The sequence below is a fragment of the Treponema sp. OMZ 855 genome (assembly GCF_024181145.1).
In the GTDB taxonomy this organism is placed as follows: domain Bacteria; phylum Spirochaetota; class Spirochaetia; order Treponematales; family Treponemataceae; genus Treponema.
In genome coordinates, this window is the sequence record NZ_CP051194.1 from 714,470 (window position 1) to 735,335 (window position 20,866).

The window sequence follows — 20,866 nt, forward strand, 5'->3', positions numbered from 1 at the left end:
CGGTTACTCCTTTTCTTCAGTGGTGATGGTGAGTGCTGACACCCATTTTGTCCGCAAAATGAGGACGGTTGCGATAAGCGCGGTTGTTATGTTTGAAAAGAGATTTCCCCAAAAAATAGCGTAGTATTGCAGGATGTGTTCCGTTGCCAATACAAAGATGTAACGCAGCAGCCATATACGGAGCACACCGAGCACAAGCGGCATCTTCGTTTTGCCGAGTCCAATAAACGCGCCTTGAATGGTCATACAAATACCGAAGCCGATAATCGAATAGGTGTAGATGTTGAGTGCGTTGTTTGCAATACCGATAATTTCCGGCTCCCGTCTGAATAAGACAGTCAGATAAGGCGAAAGCGGAATCATAATCGAAATCATTATAACGGCGATAATGATGCTGGTGATGCAGCCGAGGAGACAATCCCGTTTTGCCTTTTGCGGATATCCTGCACCGATGTGCATACTGACCATCGTTGTAATTGCCGCGCTAAAAGCCGCAGGGAGGTTGAAGCACAGTGCGTTGATATTGCTCGCGATTCCCTGCGCCGCGACCACAATAGCTCCGTATTTTTCAATCTCTTTATTGATAAGGAAAAAGCCTAAGTATAAAAAGGAATAGTTGAACATTGCCGGGAAACCGACTTTCAGAACCTCTTTGATGATCTTTGAATCGAACTTGAAGTTTTTGACATCGAGCTTGTCCAGACTTTTGTGGATGAACAATTCATATACCATCCAGACTGTGATCGTTGCGTTTGCCAAAAGCGAGGCGAGTACGCAGCCGAGAATTTCGAGCCGCAATACATAGAGAAAGAGAAAATTTCCGACGACCTTCATGATAAAGAGGATGGTCATTCGGGTAAAAGCCGCTTCGGGTTTCCCATTCGCGTTTTTGATACCGTTGTATACGGACTCCAAAAAGCTAAACGGTAAGACGATGCTGTACCATGCGATGTACTGACGGACATACGGCGCAATATCGCTCTTCAATCCGTTTGAAACCGTCACACTGATGATCAGAAGAAGCGGCGCACTGATGATACCGAGTATGACCGCAAATAAAAATATCTGCGCAGCAACCCTTTTCCCTTCTTCGATTGCGCCTTTGCCGTTCAGCTGCCCGATAATTGCCATCGCGGCAACACTTAACCCTTGTGATAAACCCAATACCATCGAAATAATCGGCTGGGAAAAGGTTACTGCCCCCGTTACTGCATAGCCGGTGAGGTTATTGATAAAAAGCCCATCGGTAAACGGCATCATCGCCTGCACGGTATTCATTAGCAGTGATGGGAGAGAGAGAATAAGCAATGTTTTAATAGGGTTGGCGGTCAGGATGAGTTCGCGCCGCGCTTCCGTGGATTGCTTCAGGAATGTCTTCATAGGCGGGGAGGCAATACGCTGTGTTATTTAACGGAAATAACCGAAGCTGTTCTCCCGTCGGCCATGTAGACGTGTTCGCGGTTTGTCGTATCGGGAATCTGCTTTCCGTCTTTAAAGTATGCGTAATACCAAACGCCGTTCGGCAGCGGAAGATATAATTCGTATCTGCCCGGCATCACTTCTTCCAAGGTATACATAAAGGGATCCCAATTATTGAACGTGCCTGCAAGGTATATTCGTTTTCCCGATTCTCCTTGATAGACAAAACGAGTTCTGCCGTTGTTTTCAACAGCGGTTCTATATTCTTTTTGATACGGAATCTTTAAAACCGAAAGAGACATTCCGGCAGAGTAGTCGAAGATTTCATCGGGATTGAGCGGGTCTGTAGACCAAAGACCGTTGATAACCAGCCGATAGTGCAGCTCTCTCATTTCTTCAGGTATCTGCATGATATAGAAGAGGATTGATTTTTTAGTTTCGGTGCTATCATCGCTTCGATATAAGCGCTGGAAAGAATGAATTGATTGAAAGTTTTCATGTTCAAAGGCGATCCCGACATGACGTGCGGATCCTGCTGCCGTAAAAATGATATATTTTCCGGTGATAAGCGGCGCATCCGTCCGTGCAATCGTTTCAACAAGTTCACCGTAGGTGTATGTGTCGATGACAGTTTGTTCCGCCGCTTGCGCCGCGATCAGTATACACAAGAAAAAAAAGACCGCCACGGCTTTTTGCCGTATTGCATTGCGCATGATGTCCTCCCCGAATATTTTAACCGGTTGTTATCTTTTAATAATAACATACTTCCATTTAATAAGCATCGGAAAATAAACCGAAAACTTTAAATTTGAATCATTTTATCCTCAGGAGCCTGTTCAAAGTAGGTATGCAGCGCGTGCTCCATTTCTTCTCGGCTCTGTGACCGCAGCAGTTGTGTTCTACAATAGTGCGCAAACGAAAAATTGTCGCAATAAAACTGAAAGAACCGCTGCGCCCGTGTAAGGAAGAATTCCGGCGGCTGTTCGGTTTCGAGGTAGTGCAAAAACGATAACGCCGTTTGTTCAAGGTCGATACGGTACGGTACGGAACTCGAATCGCCGGCGCGTTTGCGGCGTATTGCTTCAAAAATCCACGGCATTTGTACCGCTGCGCGTCCGATCATCCACCCCGTGCAAGGATAGTGCTGGGCGGCGGTTTGCAGTTTTTCTGCCGAATCGATGTCTCCGTTGCCGTATACCGGAATAGCTAAATCCTTTGCAAGCGCAGCCGTGTATTCGTGGAGAGCCGGCCGCGCATAGCTTTGCCGCTGAAGGCGCGGGTGGATTGTGATAAGCTGCACGCCTTCATCAATCAGCATCGTGCAAAAGCGTAAAAGATACGCATAATCGATAGTAGCTCCGAGCCTCAGCTTTACGCTCAGTCTAAACGACTTGCCTTGTTCTGTAGAATATGCTTCAAGCGCTTGTTTAACCGAGCGCACCGCTTCGGCTGTCGTATTAAGCGGCTTGAGCATCCAAGCAACGCCTGCTCCCGTCCGTACAATCGGCGGAGCGGAACAGCCCATGTTTAAGTCAACCCCGATGCCGCCGTGCTGCAGTACAACCGGTACCGCCTGTGTGAATGCTTCCGCCTTAGGCGAGGTAAGCTGCCACACCAGCTTTTCCGGCACGGGGTTTGCCCGCAGATACCACTGTTCAAACCGCCCGCCCGCAAGCAGCGACGGCGCATGAATCATCTCGGTAAAATATTCGTCGGGATCGCCGAAAGTGTGGATAAGCATCCTCAATCCCGAATGACTGATATTTGCCAGCGGCGCCAGTATGAGCTTCATCGCCGCTCACTGTAACAAAAACTCCGTGATTTTGCAATGCGTGGAATTCCGCACATTTTTTTCTAGCAATCAGACAAACACACTACTGACGAGAATCAGCGACATCCGCATCGCTTCTGAGATACGTTGAGTATTTTCAATAGTAGTGGTACGAAGTATATAGCTTTCCGTAAGCCTTTTGAAAATAGCCTGTCCAGAAGTGTACATCCGTGTACACTTCTGGACGCGAGTTTTTGCGGAGCAAAAACGTCGCCGTTGCGTGGATCCCCGGACATCCGTGTCCGTTCTGAACATACAAGGCGCGAGCGAAAATTAACCGCAGGCACGGTATAAAATGTACTTCCCTGTACATTTTATACCTACGTGTTTGCAGGGCAAACACGCTGCTGCTTGGAACCCCCGCCATCAGTGCCGCTGTTGAGCAGTGTACCTCCTTGTACACTGCTCAACGATAAGTTTTTCTAACGAAAAACTTACTGCTGCTTGGAACCACGGACATCCCTGTCCGTTCTGATACGTTGAGTATTTTCAGCAGCGGCGCGCAGTATATACCCTTTCCGTTAGCCTTTTGAAATAGACGGCGTAGATACAAGGCGCGAGCAAAAATTAACCACAGGCACGGTATAAAATGTACTTCCCTGTACATTTTATACCTACGTGTTTGCAGGGCAAACACGCTGCTGCTTGGAACCCCCGCCATCCGTGGCGGAAATGATACGTTGAGGATTAATTTTCGCGCAGCAACGAAGTATATAGCTTTCCGTAAGCCTTTTGAAATAGACGATGCAGATACAAGGAATTAGGCAAAAAAGTACCGCAGGCGTATCTATGATACGTTGAGGACACTTTTTTGCCGTATGACGCAGTAGATGCGTCGTATATTTCAAAAGGTCTTGACTTTATTTGTAATCTTAGATATAGTACATCACTGTTACAAATGCGGCGGTGGTGGAATTGGTAGACACGTCAGCTTGAGGTGCTGATGCCGCGAGGTGTGCTGGTTCAAGTCCAGTTCGCCGCATGAAGGCTTCTTTTGATTTTCAAAAGAAGCCTTTTTTTATGTACGAGGCATATCAGTTTCCGGAATTTTGTTTTGAAGCTGCCGTTTTTGTGTCTTTTTTTGTAAAGTTGATCGAAGTTTTTGCCGCTCCTCCCGAAAAGATGATGCGGCGTTTTGCTTTCGCGCTGCCGTATTCTCCCGGGCTTTTGGTAAGCTCATTACCGGCAATGGTGAGCGTCCCTCCGTTTTGGACGTAATCGATATGATATTCAGCCTCTTCCGAAGGGAAGACTATGGCAGCGGTTGCATCGGTTACGGTGAATGCACAGGATTTTACAATTTGCGTTTTATCATAGGATAGCGAACCCCGCGCAATATTGATTACGGCATTTTTAAAGACACATTCGGACGTTGTTACCGAGCCCATATTCAGCATTGCAAGGATATGTACCGCCTGCACACCTTCGAGCCGGATATCCGCGCGGTTTACCCGTATACTGCAATTTTCAAGCAACATCTTTTTCGGTATAAAGACATACAGCGTGCCCTGCGAAGGAGCCATTTGGCGTATCCGCAGTGTTTTTTGCGTTTCTATGCAGGAAAGTTTTTTGCCTTCCGCAAGTTCAAATCGATATGCGATGCGTTCTTCATCAAACGCTTCGGCAATCAAATGTACCTGAGAAAGCTCAATATCAAGGCCGTTGGTTTTCGGCCGCGCATAGGTAAGCTCCTCACCGAAAGCGGCTACTGCGGATAGTAAGAATACAACTACAAGTAAACTCTTTTTTTTCATCATTCCGTTATCATTATGAAGGACTTTGTTCATTCCAGTAGTAAGTATCGGGGTACTGACGTTCGCCGAATATCGCCGTACCGATGCGCAACATGGTTGAACCTTCTTCAATGGCGATTTCTAGGTCGCCCGACATCCCCATCGAAAGAATATCCGTAGAAACATTCGGCAGCGCCAGTGCTGCAACGCGCTTTTGCACCTGTTTAAGGCAGCGGAAGCACGCCCGTACCTTATCTTCTTCCCCAGAGAATAATCCGATAGTCATAAACCCGCGGATAGTGATATGGGGCAGGGTAGCGATGGCTTTTATCAAAGTCTCCGCTTCTTCCGGTGCACAGCCGAATTTGCTTTCCTCTGCCGAGGTGTTTACCTGCACTAAGATGTCGAGGTTACGGTCTTCTTGCGCAAGCCGCTGTTCCAGTTTTTGTGCCGTATCGAGGTTATCGATTGATTGGATACATTGCGCATACTGAATCACCTCTTTAATCTTATTCGATTGCAGATGCCCGATAAAATGCGCCGTATGCGGCACTGCGGAAAGCGCCTCATATTTATCGCGCAGCTCCTGTACCTTGTTTTCGCCGATTAAAGTGCAACCGCAGGCAAAAGCCTGTAGAATCCGCTCCGGCTCGACGGTTTTAGTTGCAAGCAACAGCTGAACTTCTTTAGGATCGCGCCCTGCTTTTTTACAGGCAGCCTTAATCCGTTCCATAATGTGCAGGATGTTTTCTTGAATAATATGTTCCATAAGAAATGTATTGTGATGCTCCTGATAGTTTAAATTATATAATCCATTCGGTATTTATGCAAGGATTCATATTGACTATTTTCAGGTTCACGTATAATATGGAATATCTTTTTGTGATTTAATTATGAATAGGGAGGTTACCTTATGGCAGTGCCAAGAGCTAAAACGTCAAAAGCACGCACACGCCGCCGTCGAGGAATCAATATGCGGTTAAACGCACCTCATCTTGTGGAGTGTGCAAATTGCGGCAATTTAATTTTATCTCATCATGTATGTTCAAAATGCGGGTTCTACCGCGGACATCAGGTCGTTGATCCGGATACATTAAATTAAGAGAGGATTTTCTTATGGACGAATTATTTGTTCAAATTCAAAAGTTGATTGCAGACAAGTTGGAAATTGATGCGGATAAAATTACGCTCGATTCTTCATTCCGCCAAGATCTCGGTGCAGATAGCCTTGATACGTATGAGCTGGTGTATGCAATCGAAGAAGAGATGGGAATCAAGATTCCTGATGGAAAAGTAAGCGAATTCGAAACCGTTAGGGATGCTTACGATTTCATTAAATCTCAGTCGAAGTAATATTGCAAAAGATGTCGTTCTTGTTTCCTTTTATCCATGTTTTAGAAAAACATCGGAAGCAAGAACTGCTTACTTTTCAAAAAAAAGCAGGATGTAAATTTAAAAATATTGGCTTATTGGATATAGCCTTTTGTCATCGTTCATTTTCTAATGAACACAGCGATTCTCCTATCAATAATGAGCGGCTTGAGTTTTTGGGTGATTCCGTACTTGGTATGATTGTTGCAACAGAGTTGTATCTTGCTCATCCAGATAAACCTGAAGGCGATCTTGCAAAAATTAAAGCTGCGGTTGTTTCCGAAGACTCTCTTTTTCCCATTGCACTGAATCTCAATATCGATACATATCTAATGCTGGGGCACGGTGAAGAAGTGTCGGGCGGTAGGAAGAAAAAAGCCCTGCTCGCCGATGCGGTGGAGGCACTTATCGGTGCACTCTACTTAGATTCGGGATTCAAGGCTGCTCAACAGTTCGTATTAAAAATTATTGAACCGCAGATGCAGTTGGTCGAACAAAATAAACATCGATATCGGGATTATAAATCCTTGCTGCAAGAATATGTGCAAAAAAAATATCGCATTATCCCTAAATATGTGCTGGTAGAGACATCGGGGCCGGATCATGACAGAGTTTTTCAAGTAAAAGTTGTCATTAAAGAGAAGGAATATGAACCTGCTTTAGGGAAAAGCAAAAAGGAAGCGGAACAAGCTGCCGCGGAGGCTGCTTGGAAAGCCTTGTGTCTGTAAACAAAGGGGAAAAAGTATGTTTTCATTTACAAAAAAGGATTCGGAAGCGGAAAAGCATGAGATAGCGCCTATCACAAACGGTATCGTGTTTGAGGTAAAAGAAGTAGAAGCATTGATGACTGCTGCGGAAAATATTGCACTTAATATCAGAAGCAAGATAACCGGTGCGTCTCAGGTTCTTTTTAAAAACCTCAAGCAAGAACATCAATTTGAGGCGTTTACCGATAGTATCCATTCAATTCTGGATTCCATCATGTCGGTTCAGGAACAGCTGCAAGAGGTGCATAGCTGCACTACTGCACTGGAGGATACGGCCGGAAAAGCAAGTTCGTCGGTAGAGCAAATAACCGATTCGGTAAATCGTGTTGCGGACATCGTTACCGATAGAATTTCGGTTACTTCTCAGTTAACGGATGCCGTCGCAAAAGGCTCATTAAAGGTAAAAGACTTATTTACGGTTATCGACAGCCTTAATCAAAACATTGATGCGGTTAAAGATATTATCGGCTCGATAAATGATGTCAGTGCTCAGACAAACCTGCTTGCAATGAACGCTGCCATAGAGTCGGCACATGCAGGGAAGGCTGGCCTCGGCTTTGCCGTTGTTGCGGGTGAAATTAGAAAGCTTTCTGAAGCGACGGCGCTCAATGCTGCCGATGCTTCCAAAACCCTTAAAAATATGCTTGAAGCGCTTCAGATTGCGCGTGATACCGCTGACGAAACGCGTACTGCGATGACGCTTATCGGTAATTCGGTAAATGAAACAGCCTCTTCTTTCGTAGAAATTTCTTCTGAGATGAATATGCTTGCCGGAACAAGCACATCGGTACGCGATGCTGTTATGTTGGTGCCGGAATCTGCGGCAGACTTGAATAACCGTGCGGACACCGCTATTGAATATATCAATAAAATAGCTGATCAGGCGGATAAAGGCGGCAATATGCTGACCTCTTTGCAGACAACTGCAAACGAAGTAAGCGATTTGATGAGCAGCGCCCTGTTTAATATGAACAATATTATTGATAGTACCGTTGTGGTCGATGCTGCAGTCGAAAAAGGTATTGATCTGGTAAACGGAAAGACAGTAGCGGATGAGTATGCTATGCCATTTGCGCGCATTGTATTGAAACATCTCGGTTGGGTTACTAAGGTGCGTGCCTTGATTGATGGGCGGCTTGATGTAAACACAATAGAATTGGGTGACCATAAAAAATGTGATTTAGGTCAATGGATTGAAAAAGAAGCTCCGCTGCATGAAGGTTTAATGCAGCATCCCGAGTTTAAAAAGCTTATGGTACACCATGAGCAGCTCCATAATGAGACGAAAGCTATTGTCGGTCAGCTTAAAACATCATCGAGAACCGAATTGGAAGCTTCTTATTCAAAATTGCTGGATTATTCTGCATCGGTTATCGAAAGTTTGAGTATCTTGCGTCAATTTATCGATAGTAAAAACTACACAAAAAAATAGAGAACAGGGGTATCCCGAAAATTAGTTACTTTCGAGATACCTCCGCTTTGCTGATTTTATAGTTCGGCAAGCGGAATATGGTAGACACTGGAGCAATTCCGGCAGACAATCTCAAGCGGATCGTCTGCTGTTTCTTTTAAGTTTTTCCGTTCAGCTTCCGACAGCTTCTGCAATGCTTCCAGATAATACTCTTTTGAACATGGGCAATCGAAGGCTATGTTCCGTGCTGCAACCGCTTGAGGATTGAACTCTCTCAGTAAGCCGAAAATGATATCTTCGCAGTTCCCGCCTTCACTGAACCAATCGCCGAGCGGAGGACAGGCGGTAAACGCCCGTTCCATACGGGTAACGGCATCTTCAATTTCTTCTTCCGTTTTTGCCTGTTTTCCGCGGCGAGTTCCTCCTTCCGTCGGCATCCGTTGGATAAAAAAGCCTCCGGCGCCGACTACTCTGCCAATGCTGTCAAACCTGATACTCGTATTAAAGGCCGTATAGAGCTGTTCCGATTGCTGAAAATACCACGCAAGGTCTTTTGCGATATTCCGGTATTTAATTTCGACAATACCGCGATGTGGTTCCCGCCCGGCAGCATGATCTGCCTCCGGAAAGCGGGTAACGGTAAGTGTGCCGTTTCCTAAAAAGGGGGCGAGATCCCAGCTTTCAAGCGGAGTTTCAATCGGTATGGGATTTTGCAGAAGATAGCCGCGCACAAAGCCTCGCGAGTCTGCTTCTACTGAAAAGCCGGTTGCAGGGCCGTCCGTTTCATAGCGCAGCTGGAGTGTTTCGCGCCCTTTCATCGTTTGAATCATCAGTGCTGCACAGAGGCCTGCCTGTCCGAGCACAAGGGTTTCGAGGATTCCCAGCCGGTGCTGTGCACGTATTCGGTTTACGAACCGCGTGCCGTGGAAAAGCCCTCCGCGGAACAGGCCGTCGTCGGCAGTAAAGATATGGAGTTCATCTTTTTCAAGTTTATCAAGGTGCTGTTGCAGCGCCGTGTCGTCAATAGGTGCGTATATCATGGTTCTTATTATGCCCTCTTCCGATTCATTCCGTCAGGATGTTCACCATACGGTGCATTTGCCAACAGGAGCTTGAGGCGATTGAGTTGATTTACCTCGCTTGCACCCGGGTCAAAGTCGATTGCGGATATCTGCGCATCAGGATACCGGCGACGCAGCTCTTTTATCATACCCTTGCCGGTAACATGGTTAGGCAGGCACGCAAACGGCTGCAAGCAGGCGATGCTGACAACGCCTGACTTGATAAGTTCAACCATTTCGGCGGTAAGGAACCATCCTTCACCGGCGACGTTCCCTAAATCAAGAACCCCGTGGACACCCTTTGCTAAATTATAGATCGATTCGGGGGCGGTAAAACGGCGGCTTTTGTTCAGCTGTTTTTTCATCCCGTTGCGGTACCGTTCAATATACCAGATTGCGACGTGATATTTAAATCGGTTAAATGCGCTCGATTCCAGCGATGTTTCGTAATAAACTCCGTCGAATAGCGAGTAGAAGAAGAAGTCCATCAAGTCGGGCATGACACATTCTGCGCCTTCCCGCTCAATGGTGCCTACAATATCGTTGTTGGCTGTCGGATGAAATTTTACCAAAATTTCGCCGACTACCCCGATTCGGGGTTTTTCTTCTTGAATAAGCGGCAGCGTATCAAAGTCGTGTACAATATCTCGTACAACCTTACGATAATCCCGCCCGCTCATGTGTTTCAATTCGGTCTTTATCCTGTCTGCGTAGTGCCGATAGAGCGTATTTGCCGCGCCCTTTTCTTGCTCGTAGGGGCGGGTACGGTAGAGTACACGCATCAGTAAGTCGCCGAGGCAGAGCGCTTTTAACGCGCGGTCTGCCAAACCGAATGTCGGCTTAAAGCCGGAATTCTTTTCAATCTGCTGCGCGCTTAATCCGATTACGGGGATATATCCTAAGCCCGCATCTTCCAATGCCCGCCTGATAAACCCGATGTAGTTTGTTGCGCGGCATCCGCCTCCCGTTTGCGTGATGATGAGCGCCGTCGCATTCAGATCGTATTTACCCGATTGCAGCGCCGAAATCATCTGTCCCGCAACGATGATCGCCGGATAGCAGGCATCATTATTGACGTATCGTAATCCGCAGTCGATTGCCTGAGGATCGGTATCCGGCAATATGACGAGATTAAAGCCCGAATGTTGAAAGGCTGCTTCCAACAAATCAAAGTGAATGGGCGCCATCTGTGGAGCGAGGACGGTATACCGTTTACTCATCTCTTCGGTAAATTCTACGTGCTTAAAGCCGCGGTATCCCTGCGCCTTGACGGAAGCGCCTTTACTGCGTTCACGGATAGCCGCCATAAGACTGCGGATACGGATGCGCACTGCGCCGAGGTTGGAACCTTCGTCGATTTTGAGCAAGGTATACATTTTCCCATGCGCTTCGGTAATTTCCTGCACTTGATCCGCAGTAACCGCATCCAAACCGCAGCCGAAGCTGGTAAGCTGAATAAACGCAAGGTTATCTTGCCGTGCGGTAAATTCGGCGGCGCGGTACAAGCGGTTGTGATACACCCACTGGTCTACAACCCGAAGCGGGCGGGGGAGTTTACCTAAATGCGCAACGGAATCCTCGGTTAATACGGCGAGTCCCAAGCCCGTCAACAGTTCGGGAATTCCATGGTTAATTTCCGGATCAAGATGATACGGCCGCCCGGCAAGTACAATACCGATAAGCCCCTGTTCTTTTATTTTTCGGAGCGCCGCCTCTCCTTGGAACTGGGTCTCTTTTTTTACCTCTTCCGCTTCCTCTTTCGCCTTCCGCACGGCAGCACGGATTTCGGCAAGCGGAATATCCCAGTATTTATTGAGTTCTTCATGGAGCCGCTCGCCGAGCCGTTTTTCGTTATAGAGCGGCAAGAACGGGTTAAGGAACCGGATATGTTCATCCTGCCGTAACGCATCGATGTTGTTTTTGAGCACTTCGGGATAGCTCGTTACGACGGGACAGTTGAAATGGTTGTTTGCCTTAGGGTCTTCTTTCAATTCGTAGGGGATACAGGGATAGAAAATCGTCGTAACGCCTGCTTTTAAAAGCGCTTCGATATGTCCGTGGGAAATTTTGCCGGGATAACATACCGATTCCGACGGGATGGATTCCAATCCCAGTTCATAGAGTGTACGGGATGAACGCGGAGACAATTTTACCGAAAATTTCAGCTTGGTAAAAAGTGTGAACCAGAACGGATAGTTTTCGTAGAGGTTGAGTACCCGCGGAATACCGATGGTGCCGCGTTCCGCTTCGGCTTCCGGCAGCGGCTTATATGAAAATACGCGTTTGTATTTCCATTCGAAGAGATTGGGAATGCCGCTATCCTGTTTCTTTTTACCGAATTTTAGCAGCGATTCTTTTGCTTGAGTATTTTCCGTTTCCGCTATTTCGGCACCGCGTTCACATCGGTTTCCCGTAATAAAAATACGGGTGCCTGCCGCGGGTGTATTGAACCGGTTGACGGTTAAAAGGCAGTTGTTGGCACATTTACCGCAGCGGGAAAGATCGAGCTTGACGGTTAATGCATCAAGCCCTTCCGCCGGTAAGATATCCGACTTAACCTGTATGTCTGCCCCTTGCTCAATCCATTGATCGCGGGCAAGGAGCGCGGCACCGAATGCACCCATCAAGCCGCTGATATCGGGGCGCACCGCTTCTCTGCCGGTAATCAGCTCGAAGGCGCGTAATACCGCATCGTTGTGGAACGTACCTCCTTGAACGATGACCTTTTCACCGATAGCGGCGGTATTTCTCAGTTTGATAACCTTAAAAAGGGCATTTTTGATAACCGAATACGAAAGTCCCGCCGAAATATCGCCGACGGACGCGCCTTCCTTTTGCGCCTGTTTAACGCGGCTGTTCATAAAGACCGTACAGCGGCTTCCGAGGTCGATAGGTTTCGGTGCGAGGAGCGCTTGGGTTGAAAAGTCTGTAACCGCCATACCGAGCGACCGGGCAAAGTTATCCAAAAAGCTGCCGCATCCCGAAGAACAGGCTTCGTTTAATTGGATGGAACTGATGCAGCGATCTTTCATGCGGATGCACTTCATATCCTGTCCGCCGATGTCGAGCAAAAATTCCACGCCGGGCAGGAAAAAATCGGCTGCACGGTGATGTGCGATGGTTTCAACTTCTCCCGCATCTACACCGAAGGCTGCTTGGAAGAGTCCTTCACCGTAGCCGGTGGATAAAGAGCGGGCAATATGCGCTCCGCTCGGAATTTGTTTATAGAGGGATTGCAGCATGGTTACCGCAAGATTGACGGGATTGCCTGCATTCGATTCGTAGAACTGCCAGAGGATTCGTCCTTCTTGGTCGATAAGCACGGCCTTCGTCGTTGTTGAGCCGGCATCCATACCGAGGAACACGGGTCCCGTTGCTGCTTCAAGCGGGGCGGTTTCCGCTCGTTCTCGCCCGTGCCGTTCGCGGAACTCTGCAAGCGCCGCATCATTTTCAAAGAGGGGCGGAAGCCGCTGGACTTCCTGCATTTCCGCATCGGCGAGGGAGCCGAGCTTATCCCGCAGTACTTCTACGGTCAACGCGGCGGGATTGATAAACATCGTTGTATTGGTGATTTTAGGGGTTGCAGCAGGCTGAGCGCGAAACCCCGTGCGTAACAGTTGGGTCTGCGTCGGCGCTGTGCAGGAAATTTCCGCCGTTTCGGAGCCGTTGTTGACAGCCCTGTGGGGCGATGCCCTCAGCGATTGATTGGAACCGGCGCTGAGCGCTGCGCCGAGCGCGACAAAGAGTTCGGAGTTTTCCGGCACAATGATTTCGTCGTTCGCAAGCTTCAGTGTCTCGATAAACCGTTGCCGCAGTTGGTCAAGGAAGTGTAAGGGGCCGCCCAAGAAGGCACAGCGCCCGCGGATAGGCTTGCCACACGCAAGACCGGAAATTGTCTGGCTGACAACCGCCTGAAAAATACTTGCGGCAATATCTTCCCGCCGTGCTCCTTCGTTGATAAGCGGCTGAACGTCGGTTTTTGCAAAGACACCGCAGCGGGCGGCAATGGGATAAATGGTTGTTGCATTTTTGGCAAGTTCATTTAACCCCGTCGCATCGGTTTCGAGAAGCGCCGCCATTTGGTCGATAAAGGCGCCCGTACCGCCTGCGCAGGTGCCGTTCATACGCTGTTCAACCGAATGGCCGAAGTAGGTAATTTTGGCATCTTCGCCGCCCAACTCGATGGCGACATCGGTTTGCGGAATCTTTGCCTGCACAGCGACGGCCGCGGCGACAACCTCCTGAACGAACGGTACGGAGAGCCATTTTGAAACAGCCAAACCGCCGGAACCGGTTACCTGTACTTGCAGCTGAGCATGGTCGCCGTATATTTTTGCGGCAGCATCCAATGCTTCCGTTACCACCACGATAATCGTTTTGCGAATATCTGCGCGATGCCGTTCATAACGGCTATATACTATGGAACCGTCAGCTGCAAGAATGACCGTTTTTACGGTTGTGGAGCCGACGTCTATTCCCATTTGGAGTTTATCATTGAAAATCATATATACCATACTGCCACATTGCATAAAAAATTACAAGCTAATTGCCTGCTTGAGGTAAAACTCATTGTTGTTAAAAAAATGCCGATACTCAAAACGTAGAAAGGGAGGAGTTCTATGCTTAAAAATACCGCATTTCATGATAATCTCTATCAACTTGCAAAAATAGTCAGTATTACCACCGAAGGGCTTTCGCTTGAACTGTCAGAGAATATGTTTTTAGATAAAATGCTTGCCGATATATCTTTTGTATCAGATACATTACAAACCTTATTTGGCGAAGTACAGAATCTTTCGCATTTACCCGAATATCTCCCAATTATGCAGAGTCTCTATTCGTGTGAAACGGATTATTTATTACTCTTAAAAGCATTCGCCGCTAAAACGATCGAAAAACAGATTACTTTGCCTGTTTCCGGCACCGATCTAAGTGCTTATTATAAGCTGCATAGCGATGTGAAAGATCGAATAGAAAAACGGATTCAAGAAAGCGATAAGAATCTTGATGCATATCAGATTGTTTCTCAAAACGAGTTAAGTCAGCTTCTTTGTATTTAAATATACCGATATGCGAATAACAGGCGGAACACTAAAAAACCGGCAAGTTCAATGCCCTAAGGGGATTATCCGGCCGGCAATGGATAGAATGAGGGAATCTCTTTTTGCGATTTTAGGTGATTTGGAAGGCAAGTCTTTTTTAGACCTCTTTACCGGATCGGGTATGTGCGGACTTGAAGCCTATTCACGGGGAGCCTATCCTGTCGTATTGGTGGAAAAAGATAAGGATAAATTCCCCATTTTGTTAAAGAATGCCGCGCTTGCAGATAAAAAACTTGAGTGTAAATGTATGCCGGTGGAGCTTTACCTTCAGCGCTCTAAACATATCTTTGATATTATCTATCTTGATCCCCCTTTTCCGTATCAGTTTCATTATGATTTACTGCATACAATCGCCGAAAAGCCGATTCTAGCCGTGGGAGGGCTTGCACTGATACATCGTCCCAAAGAAAAAGAGCTGCCCGATCAAATCTTGTCATTAACGCGCGTTGATCAACGCGCTTATGGCCGTTCGATAGTGGATTTCTACAAAAAATCAATGTAGTGAAGCAATTTAAAGTATATTCTGACTTTTTCTATATTCACGGGCGTTGACGATGTCGTCAAGAATTGCATCTTGCTGTTTTAGCCCCTCAGCTTTCCATTCGGCTTCTTTCCGCTCCCGCAGTTTTGATACGATGAGCCGTTCTTGATGTGCTTTGATATAGATTTTCCGCATTTCTTCGACTACAAGCTCCGCTTCCACGAGTGCTTTTTCCTGCTTTTCGCGTTCAGTATGAAGGCGTGTTAAATAGTTTTCGTGTAAAGACAGCTCTCCAGGAGTTTTAAGGCTGCTCCATAACGACCGGCGCGTTTTTACTTCTTCTTGTGCAATTTCGGCAAGGCGCAACACAATCGCTTCGCGGGCGGCAACGGCACGTCCGAGGTTGGTTTCCGCTTCTTTTTCGCGGAAGGCACGGATATCCAAGAGCTTTTGCAGGGTAAATTGAAATTTTTTCATACGGAATTAGCCTTCCGTATGCTCCGCGGCCGGTTTTTCAATTTCTGCTTTGTATAAATCGGCGGCTTCCGACGGCATCAAGTATTTTTTTGCTGCGCCTGCACCCGCTTGGAAACTTTCTTCATTCGGTATGTCGATGTGGGTAATGGCGCTGAGTTGTTCCAGTGTTTTTTCAATCGGCGCGGGATCGTTTACCTCTTGCTGTAAAAAAGTTTCGATTTTATCATGGTGTGCGATCGCCTCGTCGATGGCGGGATTGCTGCCTTTTTGGTATGCGCCGACCTGAATCATATCTTCGGCATCGGCATAGACTGCCATCAATTTACGCATATACTGTGCTGCTTTTTTACTGCATTCCCCTGAAACGCGGTTTGCCAAACGGGAAATACTGCCGAGTATATCGATGGCAGGGTAGTGTCCGCGCTGGGCAAGTTTCCGGTTGAGTAGAATATGTCCGTCCAATATACCGCGCACCGCATCTGAGATCGGCTCGTCCATGTCGTCGCCGTCAACGAGTACGGTATAAAAGCCGGTAATCGAACCTTTTGCGGATGTTCCGCTCCGCTCAAGCAATTTAGGCAATGTTTCAAAGACACTTGGAGTGTAGCCGCGGGTTGCCGGCGGTTCCCCGATAGCGAGGCTGATTTCGCGTTGAGCCTTGGCAAAGCGGGTAACCGAATCGAAAAGGAGCATTACATCCTTTCCTTGGTCGCGGAAATACTCGGCGATTGCCGTTGCCGTATATGCGCCGCGGATACGGGCGAGCGGGGTAGTATTCGATGTAGCGGTTACCACAACCGAATGTTTTAAACCTTCCGGGCCGAGGTCGTGTTCCAAGAAGTCGTTTACCTCGCGGCCGCGTTCGCCGATGAGTGCAATGACGTTGACGTCGGCGCTCGTATTCCGCGCAATCATGCCCATCAAGGTTGATTTACCGATACCGGAACCGGCGAAGATGCCGATACGCTGCCCTCTGCCGATGGCAAGGAGTGCGTCGATAGCGCGGATACCCGTTACGATGCGTTCTTTAATGGGACGCCGTTCCAGCGGATCAGGCGGTGAAGCAAGGATGGGGTAGTGCAGGGGAGCGTAGGGTTCCTGTTTGCCGTCCGCCGCCCTTCCGAGTGAATCGACGACGCGGCCGAGCAGCACCGACCCGACCGGTACGGAAAGCATCACCCCGCTTGCAATAACATCACAGCCGATTTCTACACCCTGTATATCTTCGTAGGCCATCAGCTGTACGGTTGAGCCGTTTAAACCGATAACCTCGGCGATGATACTTTCTGTGTTATCTCTTAGATTGATTCTGCATAATTCCCCGACAGAGGCTTGCGGGCCGCGGCTTTCGATAAGAAGCCCTTGTACACGGCTGACGACACCGGTACGTTTAATGGGTTCCGTTTCGGAAACCGCGTCAAGGTATTTATCAAAAATCGACGTCATAGGCTACTTTCGATTTGAAGACCCGTCGGAGGAAGCCGCGCGTGTCCTTATCGGAGATATTTCGAGGATGCGTTGCTCAAGCTCATGCAGCTGAGAGGCGATACGTGCATCTACCGAACCGAAGTCGGTTTCGATGATACAGCCGCCCGCATCGACCGATAAATCCTCCACAACGGTGATATTTTTGATATTTTCTGCCGCTGCCAAGAAGTCTTTGGTATGCTCGCTCGTTAAACCGACATCGGCAAGGTTTACCCGTATAATGACATCGGCACGTCCCTTTACCTTGCGCAGCGCATGGATAATATTCGATGTTACGACATTCCGCTGATTTTCTGAGATTACTTTTACAATCTTGCGGGTCATCAGCAGTACAAGGTCGACAATCTGCTGTTCCGTCTGCGCTAAAATCTCCTCGCGTTTATCCATTGTGCGTTCGATCATCGTATGGAGGCGTTCTATCAAACGGGTTACTTCGACTTTTCCTTCTTTAAATCCCGCTTCCCGTCCGGCATCGAAACCTTCGGTAAAAGCTTTCTTTTGTGTAGCCGCTTCGGTTTGTTCAGCTTTATCGACAATGTCTGCAGCTCTTTTTTCCGCATCGCTGACTATTTCTTGGGCTTGTTCACGGGCTTTTTGCGCGTCGATTTGGGACACATCCATCTGCCGCTTTGCTTCTTCAAAAGCGGTTTTCTTTGCGTTTTCGATAATTTCATCGGCTTCGCGGTGAGCGTCGGCAATGAGCTGTTCTTTTTCGATTTCCCATTGACGCTTAAATTCTTCCGCTTCGTTTTTGAGATCCTCAAGCGTCGGCCCCTCAGGAACCGGAACTGCTTCTACCACTTCGGTAGTTGTTTCCGGTTCAAAGGTTTTCGCTAATGCCAGCACCATATCGCCGTTGAGCTTTTTAACTTCAAAATCACGAAAAATATTTTTAGCCACTTTCAGAATCTCCTTTTGCCGATTTGACTACGCTGCCCGGGTTAGACAATCATCTCGTCTTCGTCGGAACGTGCAATAACGATATCGCCGTTGTCCTCCAAGTGCCGGATAATCGAAACAATCTTCTGCTGTGCCTCTTCGACGTCTTTCAAACGGGTCGGTCCCATGTATTCCATTTCTTCTTTTAACATGCTTGCCGCGCGTTTTGACATATTTCTGAATATCTTGTCCTGTACTTCGGTATCGACAATCTTGAGCGCTTTTGCAAGCTCTTCACTGTTAACCTCACGCAGCACCTTCTGAATAGAACGGTCGTCGAGCATAACGATATCTTCGAATACGAACATCCGTTTCTTGATCTCTTCCGCAAGGTCAGGGTCTTGGTCTTCAAGCGATTCGATAATCGACTTTTCGGAAGAACGGTCTACAAGGTTGAGTATTTCAACGATGCTTTCGACACCGCCTGCCGCCGTATAATCTTCGCTGGAGAGGGTAGAAAGCTTCTTTTCGAGTACTCGTTCAACTTCACGCAAAACATCGGGCGATGTTCTGTCCATCGTTGCGATACGGCGGGCTACGTCGCTTTGAATTTCATCGGGCAGGTTCTGCAAAATAACCGACGCTTTTTGCGGTTCCAAATATGCAAGGATGAGCGCAATGGTTTGCGGGTGTTCCTGCTGAATAAAGTTTAAAAGGTGCGCCGGATCGGTACGCCGGATAAAGTCGAAAGGTCGTACCTGTAACGAGCTGGTGAGCCGGTTGATAACCTCAATCGCCTTTTGGCTGCCTAAAGATTTCTCTAATAAGCCGCGCGCATAGTCGATACCGCCGGTCGTAATAAAGTTTTGGGCGGCCATGAGTTCTTGGAACTCTTGTAATACCGCTTCTTTCAGCTCGGATTCAACCGTTTCGGTACGGGCAATTTCGAAGACGAGTTTTTCAATCTCGTCTTCGCGCATCTGTTCCATGATTTTGGCGGAGATTTCTTCTCCGACTGCAACCAAGAAAATTGCCGCCTTTTGCCGCCCATTCAGCGATTTTATATCTTTCTGCTTTTTGCTGTTTGCTGCATTCGCTTTTTCTTTTGCGGGTGATACTGCCATACTATTCCTCCATCAACCATGTGCGCAGCAGCAATGCAACATCTTCAGGATGTTCACGCGCATTGTTTATCACATTTTCCAACAGTTCTCGCCGTTTCATCTCTTCTACGGACATTGAAACTTCCATGCCGGCCTGTTCAGCCTCCCACAGCGCTTTTTCTCGTTCAAGCTGATGTTGCCGCAAAAGTTCTTCTTCTCTAAGCCGCTTTCTGCGTTCGAATTCGCGGGTGGCAATACGGTAGATGATAAAGAGGAGTAAGAGAACCGCTAAGCCTGCTAAACTGACCAGTAATATCAACCGCCGCTGAACCGCTCTAAAATAAGCCTCATCTTCTTTTTCAAATTCCGATAAGCGGTCGAATTGGATGTTAAGAACGCTGACTGAATCATTCCGCAGTGCGTTGTATCCGATTGCGGCTTGCACAGCCTGTGTGGCTTTCTGCAATTCTTCATCGGAAATCGGGATATACTCACGCTCAATCTGTCCGTCTTTAATGATGAGATTGCCGTTTGCATCTTTCTTTTTGCGCCATTGCCCGTCGATGTTTACCGACACGGTACGGCGTCCCATTTCAGGGCTGACAATCTCGGATGTTCTCCGGCTGCCGATTTCTTCGTTTGTTCTTACAATCGACTGCGTAGACAATCCCGTTAAATTACTGGTATCCCGATATGAAGGAGCTGTTTGTCCTTCCACACCGGCGGGGCCTTCAGGATTAAAGCCTGTTCCCTGATAGGTTGTTGTTGCCGTTTCCGAAGAGCGGGTTACCGAAGCTCGTACCTCGGATTCATCGTACGGGGTTTCAGGATTGTCCGGTCTCAGCTGGAAGGGCAGGAATTCTACCGTTTCGGCTGTCTTTTCCGACATATCCATATCGATCTTAATACTGAGTTCCCGGACACGATCGGTGCCGTAGGTCTTTTGCAGAATATTAAGAATTTTGATTTCATACTGCGTTTCCAGTTTTGCAATAATCTTCTGTTGTTTTTCGATAATGGAGAGGCGGTCAAAGTCCTTCATCCCTGCAAAATCATTGAGAATATTGCCGCTGTTATCGGCAATAGTGATATTGTCATCGGTCAAACCTTCAACGGCATATTTTAAGACCTTTTGGATACCTTCAATTTTTTTTCGGTTTGTACTGATGTCGCTGCCCGGTTTCGGATAGAGTATAATACTTGCCGTTACGGGATTTTGCTCTGATTGAAAAAACTTATCTTTCGGCATATTGACTACGACACTTGCGTCATCTACATCGTCCAATGCTTTAATGTGTTTGCGGACTTCTTCGATAACAGCGCGCCGTACGTCGATATTGCGTTCAAAGTCCGTGCGTGTCCAGCGTTCTACGTCGAAAATAGCCCACGGGTCGGTATTCTGCGGAATAAGGTCTTCACGCAAGAGGATGGCGCGCATCCGGCGAGCGGTTTGTTCGTCATTCACCGAAATAACTCCCGATTGCGAAACGGTTGCTTTCACATTCTCTTCGTTGAGCCTTAGAATGATACGTTCTCTGACCGTTGCATCCGTTACCGGGGTATCGATGAGCGGCACAAGAGAGGGCTTAGCTGACCATGAAGTAAGCAAGACGATAATGACAATCGCTGCAACAACTACGGCTGCCAGTATGCCTTTTTGGATAAGCGTCCACTTACTCCACAGTGTTTTGATTTGCGTTAATGTTTTTTTAAACCATTCGTTCATGTGTCCTCCCCCTTACT

18 protein-coding genes and 1 tRNA gene are annotated in these 20,866 nt (G+C 47.6%); 7 read left to right on the plus strand and 12 right to left on the minus strand.

Annotated elements, in window-relative coordinates; all coding sequences use genetic code 11:
* Window positions 1-3: 3 nt before the first annotated feature.
* The 3 genes from E4N65_RS03290 to E4N65_RS03300 all read right to left on the minus strand — a co-directional run bounded on the left by E4N65_RS03290 (window position 4) and on the right by E4N65_RS03300 (window position 3,211).
* The gene (locus E4N65_RS03290) at window positions 4-1,380 is read right to left on the minus strand and encodes an MATE family efflux transporter (protein ID WP_253674029.1); all 1,377 of its coding nucleotides are present in this window, start codon (window positions 1,378-1,380) and stop codon (window positions 4-6) included.
* Window positions 1,381-1,403: 23 nt separating this feature from the next.
* The gene (locus E4N65_RS03295; RefSeq protein WP_253674030.1) at window positions 1,404-2,132 is read right to left on the minus strand and encodes a glycogen-binding domain-containing protein; all 729 of its coding nucleotides are present in this window, start codon (window positions 2,130-2,132) and stop codon (window positions 1,404-1,406) included.
* An 89-nt stretch (window positions 2,133-2,221) separates the two neighbouring features.
* Complete coding sequence (locus tag E4N65_RS03300; protein WP_253674031.1) at window positions 2,222-3,211, minus strand: tRNA dihydrouridine synthase; 990 nt, start codon at window positions 3,209-3,211, stop codon at window positions 2,222-2,224.
* A gap of 939 nt (window positions 3,212-4,150) precedes the next feature.
* Between E4N65_RS03300 and E4N65_RS03305 the strand changes: the two genes are divergently transcribed.
* Window positions 4,151-4,232, plus strand: a tRNA-Leu gene (locus E4N65_RS03305).
* Window positions 4,233-4,284: 52 nt separating this feature from the next.
* Here E4N65_RS03305 and E4N65_RS03310 read toward each other — a convergent pair.
* Together E4N65_RS03310 and E4N65_RS03315 are read right to left on the minus strand one after the other, a co-directional pair.
* A complete protein-coding gene (locus tag E4N65_RS03310) occupies window positions 4,285-5,007 on the minus strand; it encodes a hypothetical protein (RefSeq protein ID WP_253674032.1) in 723 nt (240 codons plus the stop codon).
* 10 nt (window positions 5,008-5,017) lie between these two features.
* Entirely contained in the window at window positions 5,018-5,752 is a 735-nt protein-coding gene (locus E4N65_RS03315) for a YggS family pyridoxal phosphate-dependent enzyme (protein ID WP_044013201.1), read from the minus strand.
* Between the two features lie 144 nt (window positions 5,753-5,896).
* On the opposite strand from E4N65_RS03315, the gene rpmF reads away from it, so the two are divergent.
* The 4 genes from rpmF to E4N65_RS03335 are packed head-to-tail and all read left to right on the plus strand — an operon-like array spanning window position 5,897 to window position 8,553.
* On the plus strand, window positions 5,897-6,085 hold the full coding sequence (gene rpmF / locus E4N65_RS03320; protein ID WP_016522149.1) for a 50S ribosomal protein L32: 189 nt from the start codon (window positions 5,897-5,899) through the stop codon (window positions 6,083-6,085).
* Window positions 6,086-6,099: 14 nt separating this feature from the next.
* Window positions 6,100-6,336: an acyl carrier protein gene (gene acpP / locus E4N65_RS03325; protein ID WP_016522148.1), complete on the plus strand. Its 237-nt coding sequence runs from the start codon at window positions 6,100-6,102 to the stop codon at window positions 6,334-6,336.
* Between the two features lie 11 nt (window positions 6,337-6,347).
* A complete protein-coding gene (gene rnc, locus E4N65_RS03330) occupies window positions 6,348-7,082 on the plus strand; it encodes a ribonuclease III (RefSeq protein ID WP_144389693.1) in 735 nt (244 codons plus the stop codon).
* A 16-nt stretch (window positions 7,083-7,098) separates the two neighbouring features.
* Window positions 7,099-8,553, plus strand: a complete 1,455-nt coding sequence (locus tag E4N65_RS03335) for a methyl-accepting chemotaxis protein (protein ID WP_253674033.1) — start codon at window positions 7,099-7,101, stop codon at window positions 8,551-8,553.
* 56 nt (window positions 8,554-8,609) lie between these two features.
* Here the strand turns inward: E4N65_RS03335 and E4N65_RS03340 are convergent, their stop codons facing one another.
* Entirely contained in the window at window positions 8,610-9,572 is a 963-nt protein-coding gene (locus E4N65_RS03340) for an Hsp33 family molecular chaperone HslO (RefSeq protein ID WP_044013191.1), read from the minus strand.
* Between the two features lie 8 nt (window positions 9,573-9,580).
* On the minus strand, window positions 9,581-14,098 hold the full coding sequence (locus E4N65_RS03345; protein ID WP_044016898.1) for a 2-hydroxyacyl-CoA dehydratase: 4,518 nt from the start codon (window positions 14,096-14,098) through the stop codon (window positions 9,581-9,583).
* Window positions 14,099-14,212: 114 nt separating this feature from the next.
* On the opposite strand from E4N65_RS03345, the gene E4N65_RS03350 reads away from it, so the two are divergent.
* Together E4N65_RS03350 and rsmD are read left to right on the plus strand one after the other, a co-directional pair.
* On the plus strand, window positions 14,213-14,653 hold the full coding sequence (locus E4N65_RS03350) for a hypothetical protein (protein ID WP_044013189.1): 441 nt from the start codon (window positions 14,213-14,215) through the stop codon (window positions 14,651-14,653).
* A gap of 10 nt (window positions 14,654-14,663) precedes the next feature.
* Window positions 14,664-15,197, plus strand: coding sequence for a 16S rRNA (guanine(966)-N(2))-methyltransferase RsmD (gene rsmD / locus E4N65_RS03355; protein ID WP_044013187.1), 534 nt, complete (start codon window positions 14,664-14,666; stop codon window positions 15,195-15,197).
* 9 nt (window positions 15,198-15,206) lie between these two features.
* Here the strand turns inward: rsmD and fliJ are convergent, their stop codons facing one another.
* The 5 genes from fliJ to fliF are packed head-to-tail and all read right to left on the minus strand — an operon-like array spanning window position 15,207 to window position 20,849.
* A complete protein-coding gene (gene fliJ / locus E4N65_RS03360) occupies window positions 15,207-15,653 on the minus strand; it encodes a flagellar export protein FliJ (RefSeq protein WP_044013185.1) in 447 nt (148 codons plus the stop codon).
* A gap of 6 nt (window positions 15,654-15,659) precedes the next feature.
* Window positions 15,660-17,099, minus strand: a complete 1,440-nt coding sequence (locus tag E4N65_RS03365) for a FliI/YscN family ATPase (protein WP_044013183.1) — start codon at window positions 17,097-17,099, stop codon at window positions 15,660-15,662.
* Window positions 17,100-17,102: 3 nt separating this feature from the next.
* Window positions 17,103-18,041, minus strand: coding sequence for a flagellar assembly protein FliH (gene fliH, locus E4N65_RS03370; RefSeq protein ID WP_044013181.1), 939 nt, complete (start codon window positions 18,039-18,041; stop codon window positions 17,103-17,105).
* 41 nt (window positions 18,042-18,082) lie between these two features.
* The gene (gene fliG / locus E4N65_RS03375) at window positions 18,083-19,144 is read right to left on the minus strand and encodes a flagellar motor switch protein FliG (RefSeq protein ID WP_016524171.1); all 1,062 of its coding nucleotides are present in this window, start codon (window positions 19,142-19,144) and stop codon (window positions 18,083-18,085) included.
* A 1-nt stretch (window position 19,145) separates the two neighbouring features.
* Window positions 19,146-20,849, minus strand: coding sequence for a flagellar basal-body MS-ring/collar protein FliF (gene fliF / locus E4N65_RS03380; RefSeq protein ID WP_044013179.1), 1,704 nt, complete (start codon window positions 20,847-20,849; stop codon window positions 19,146-19,148).
* Window positions 20,850-20,866: the final 17 nt, after the last annotated feature.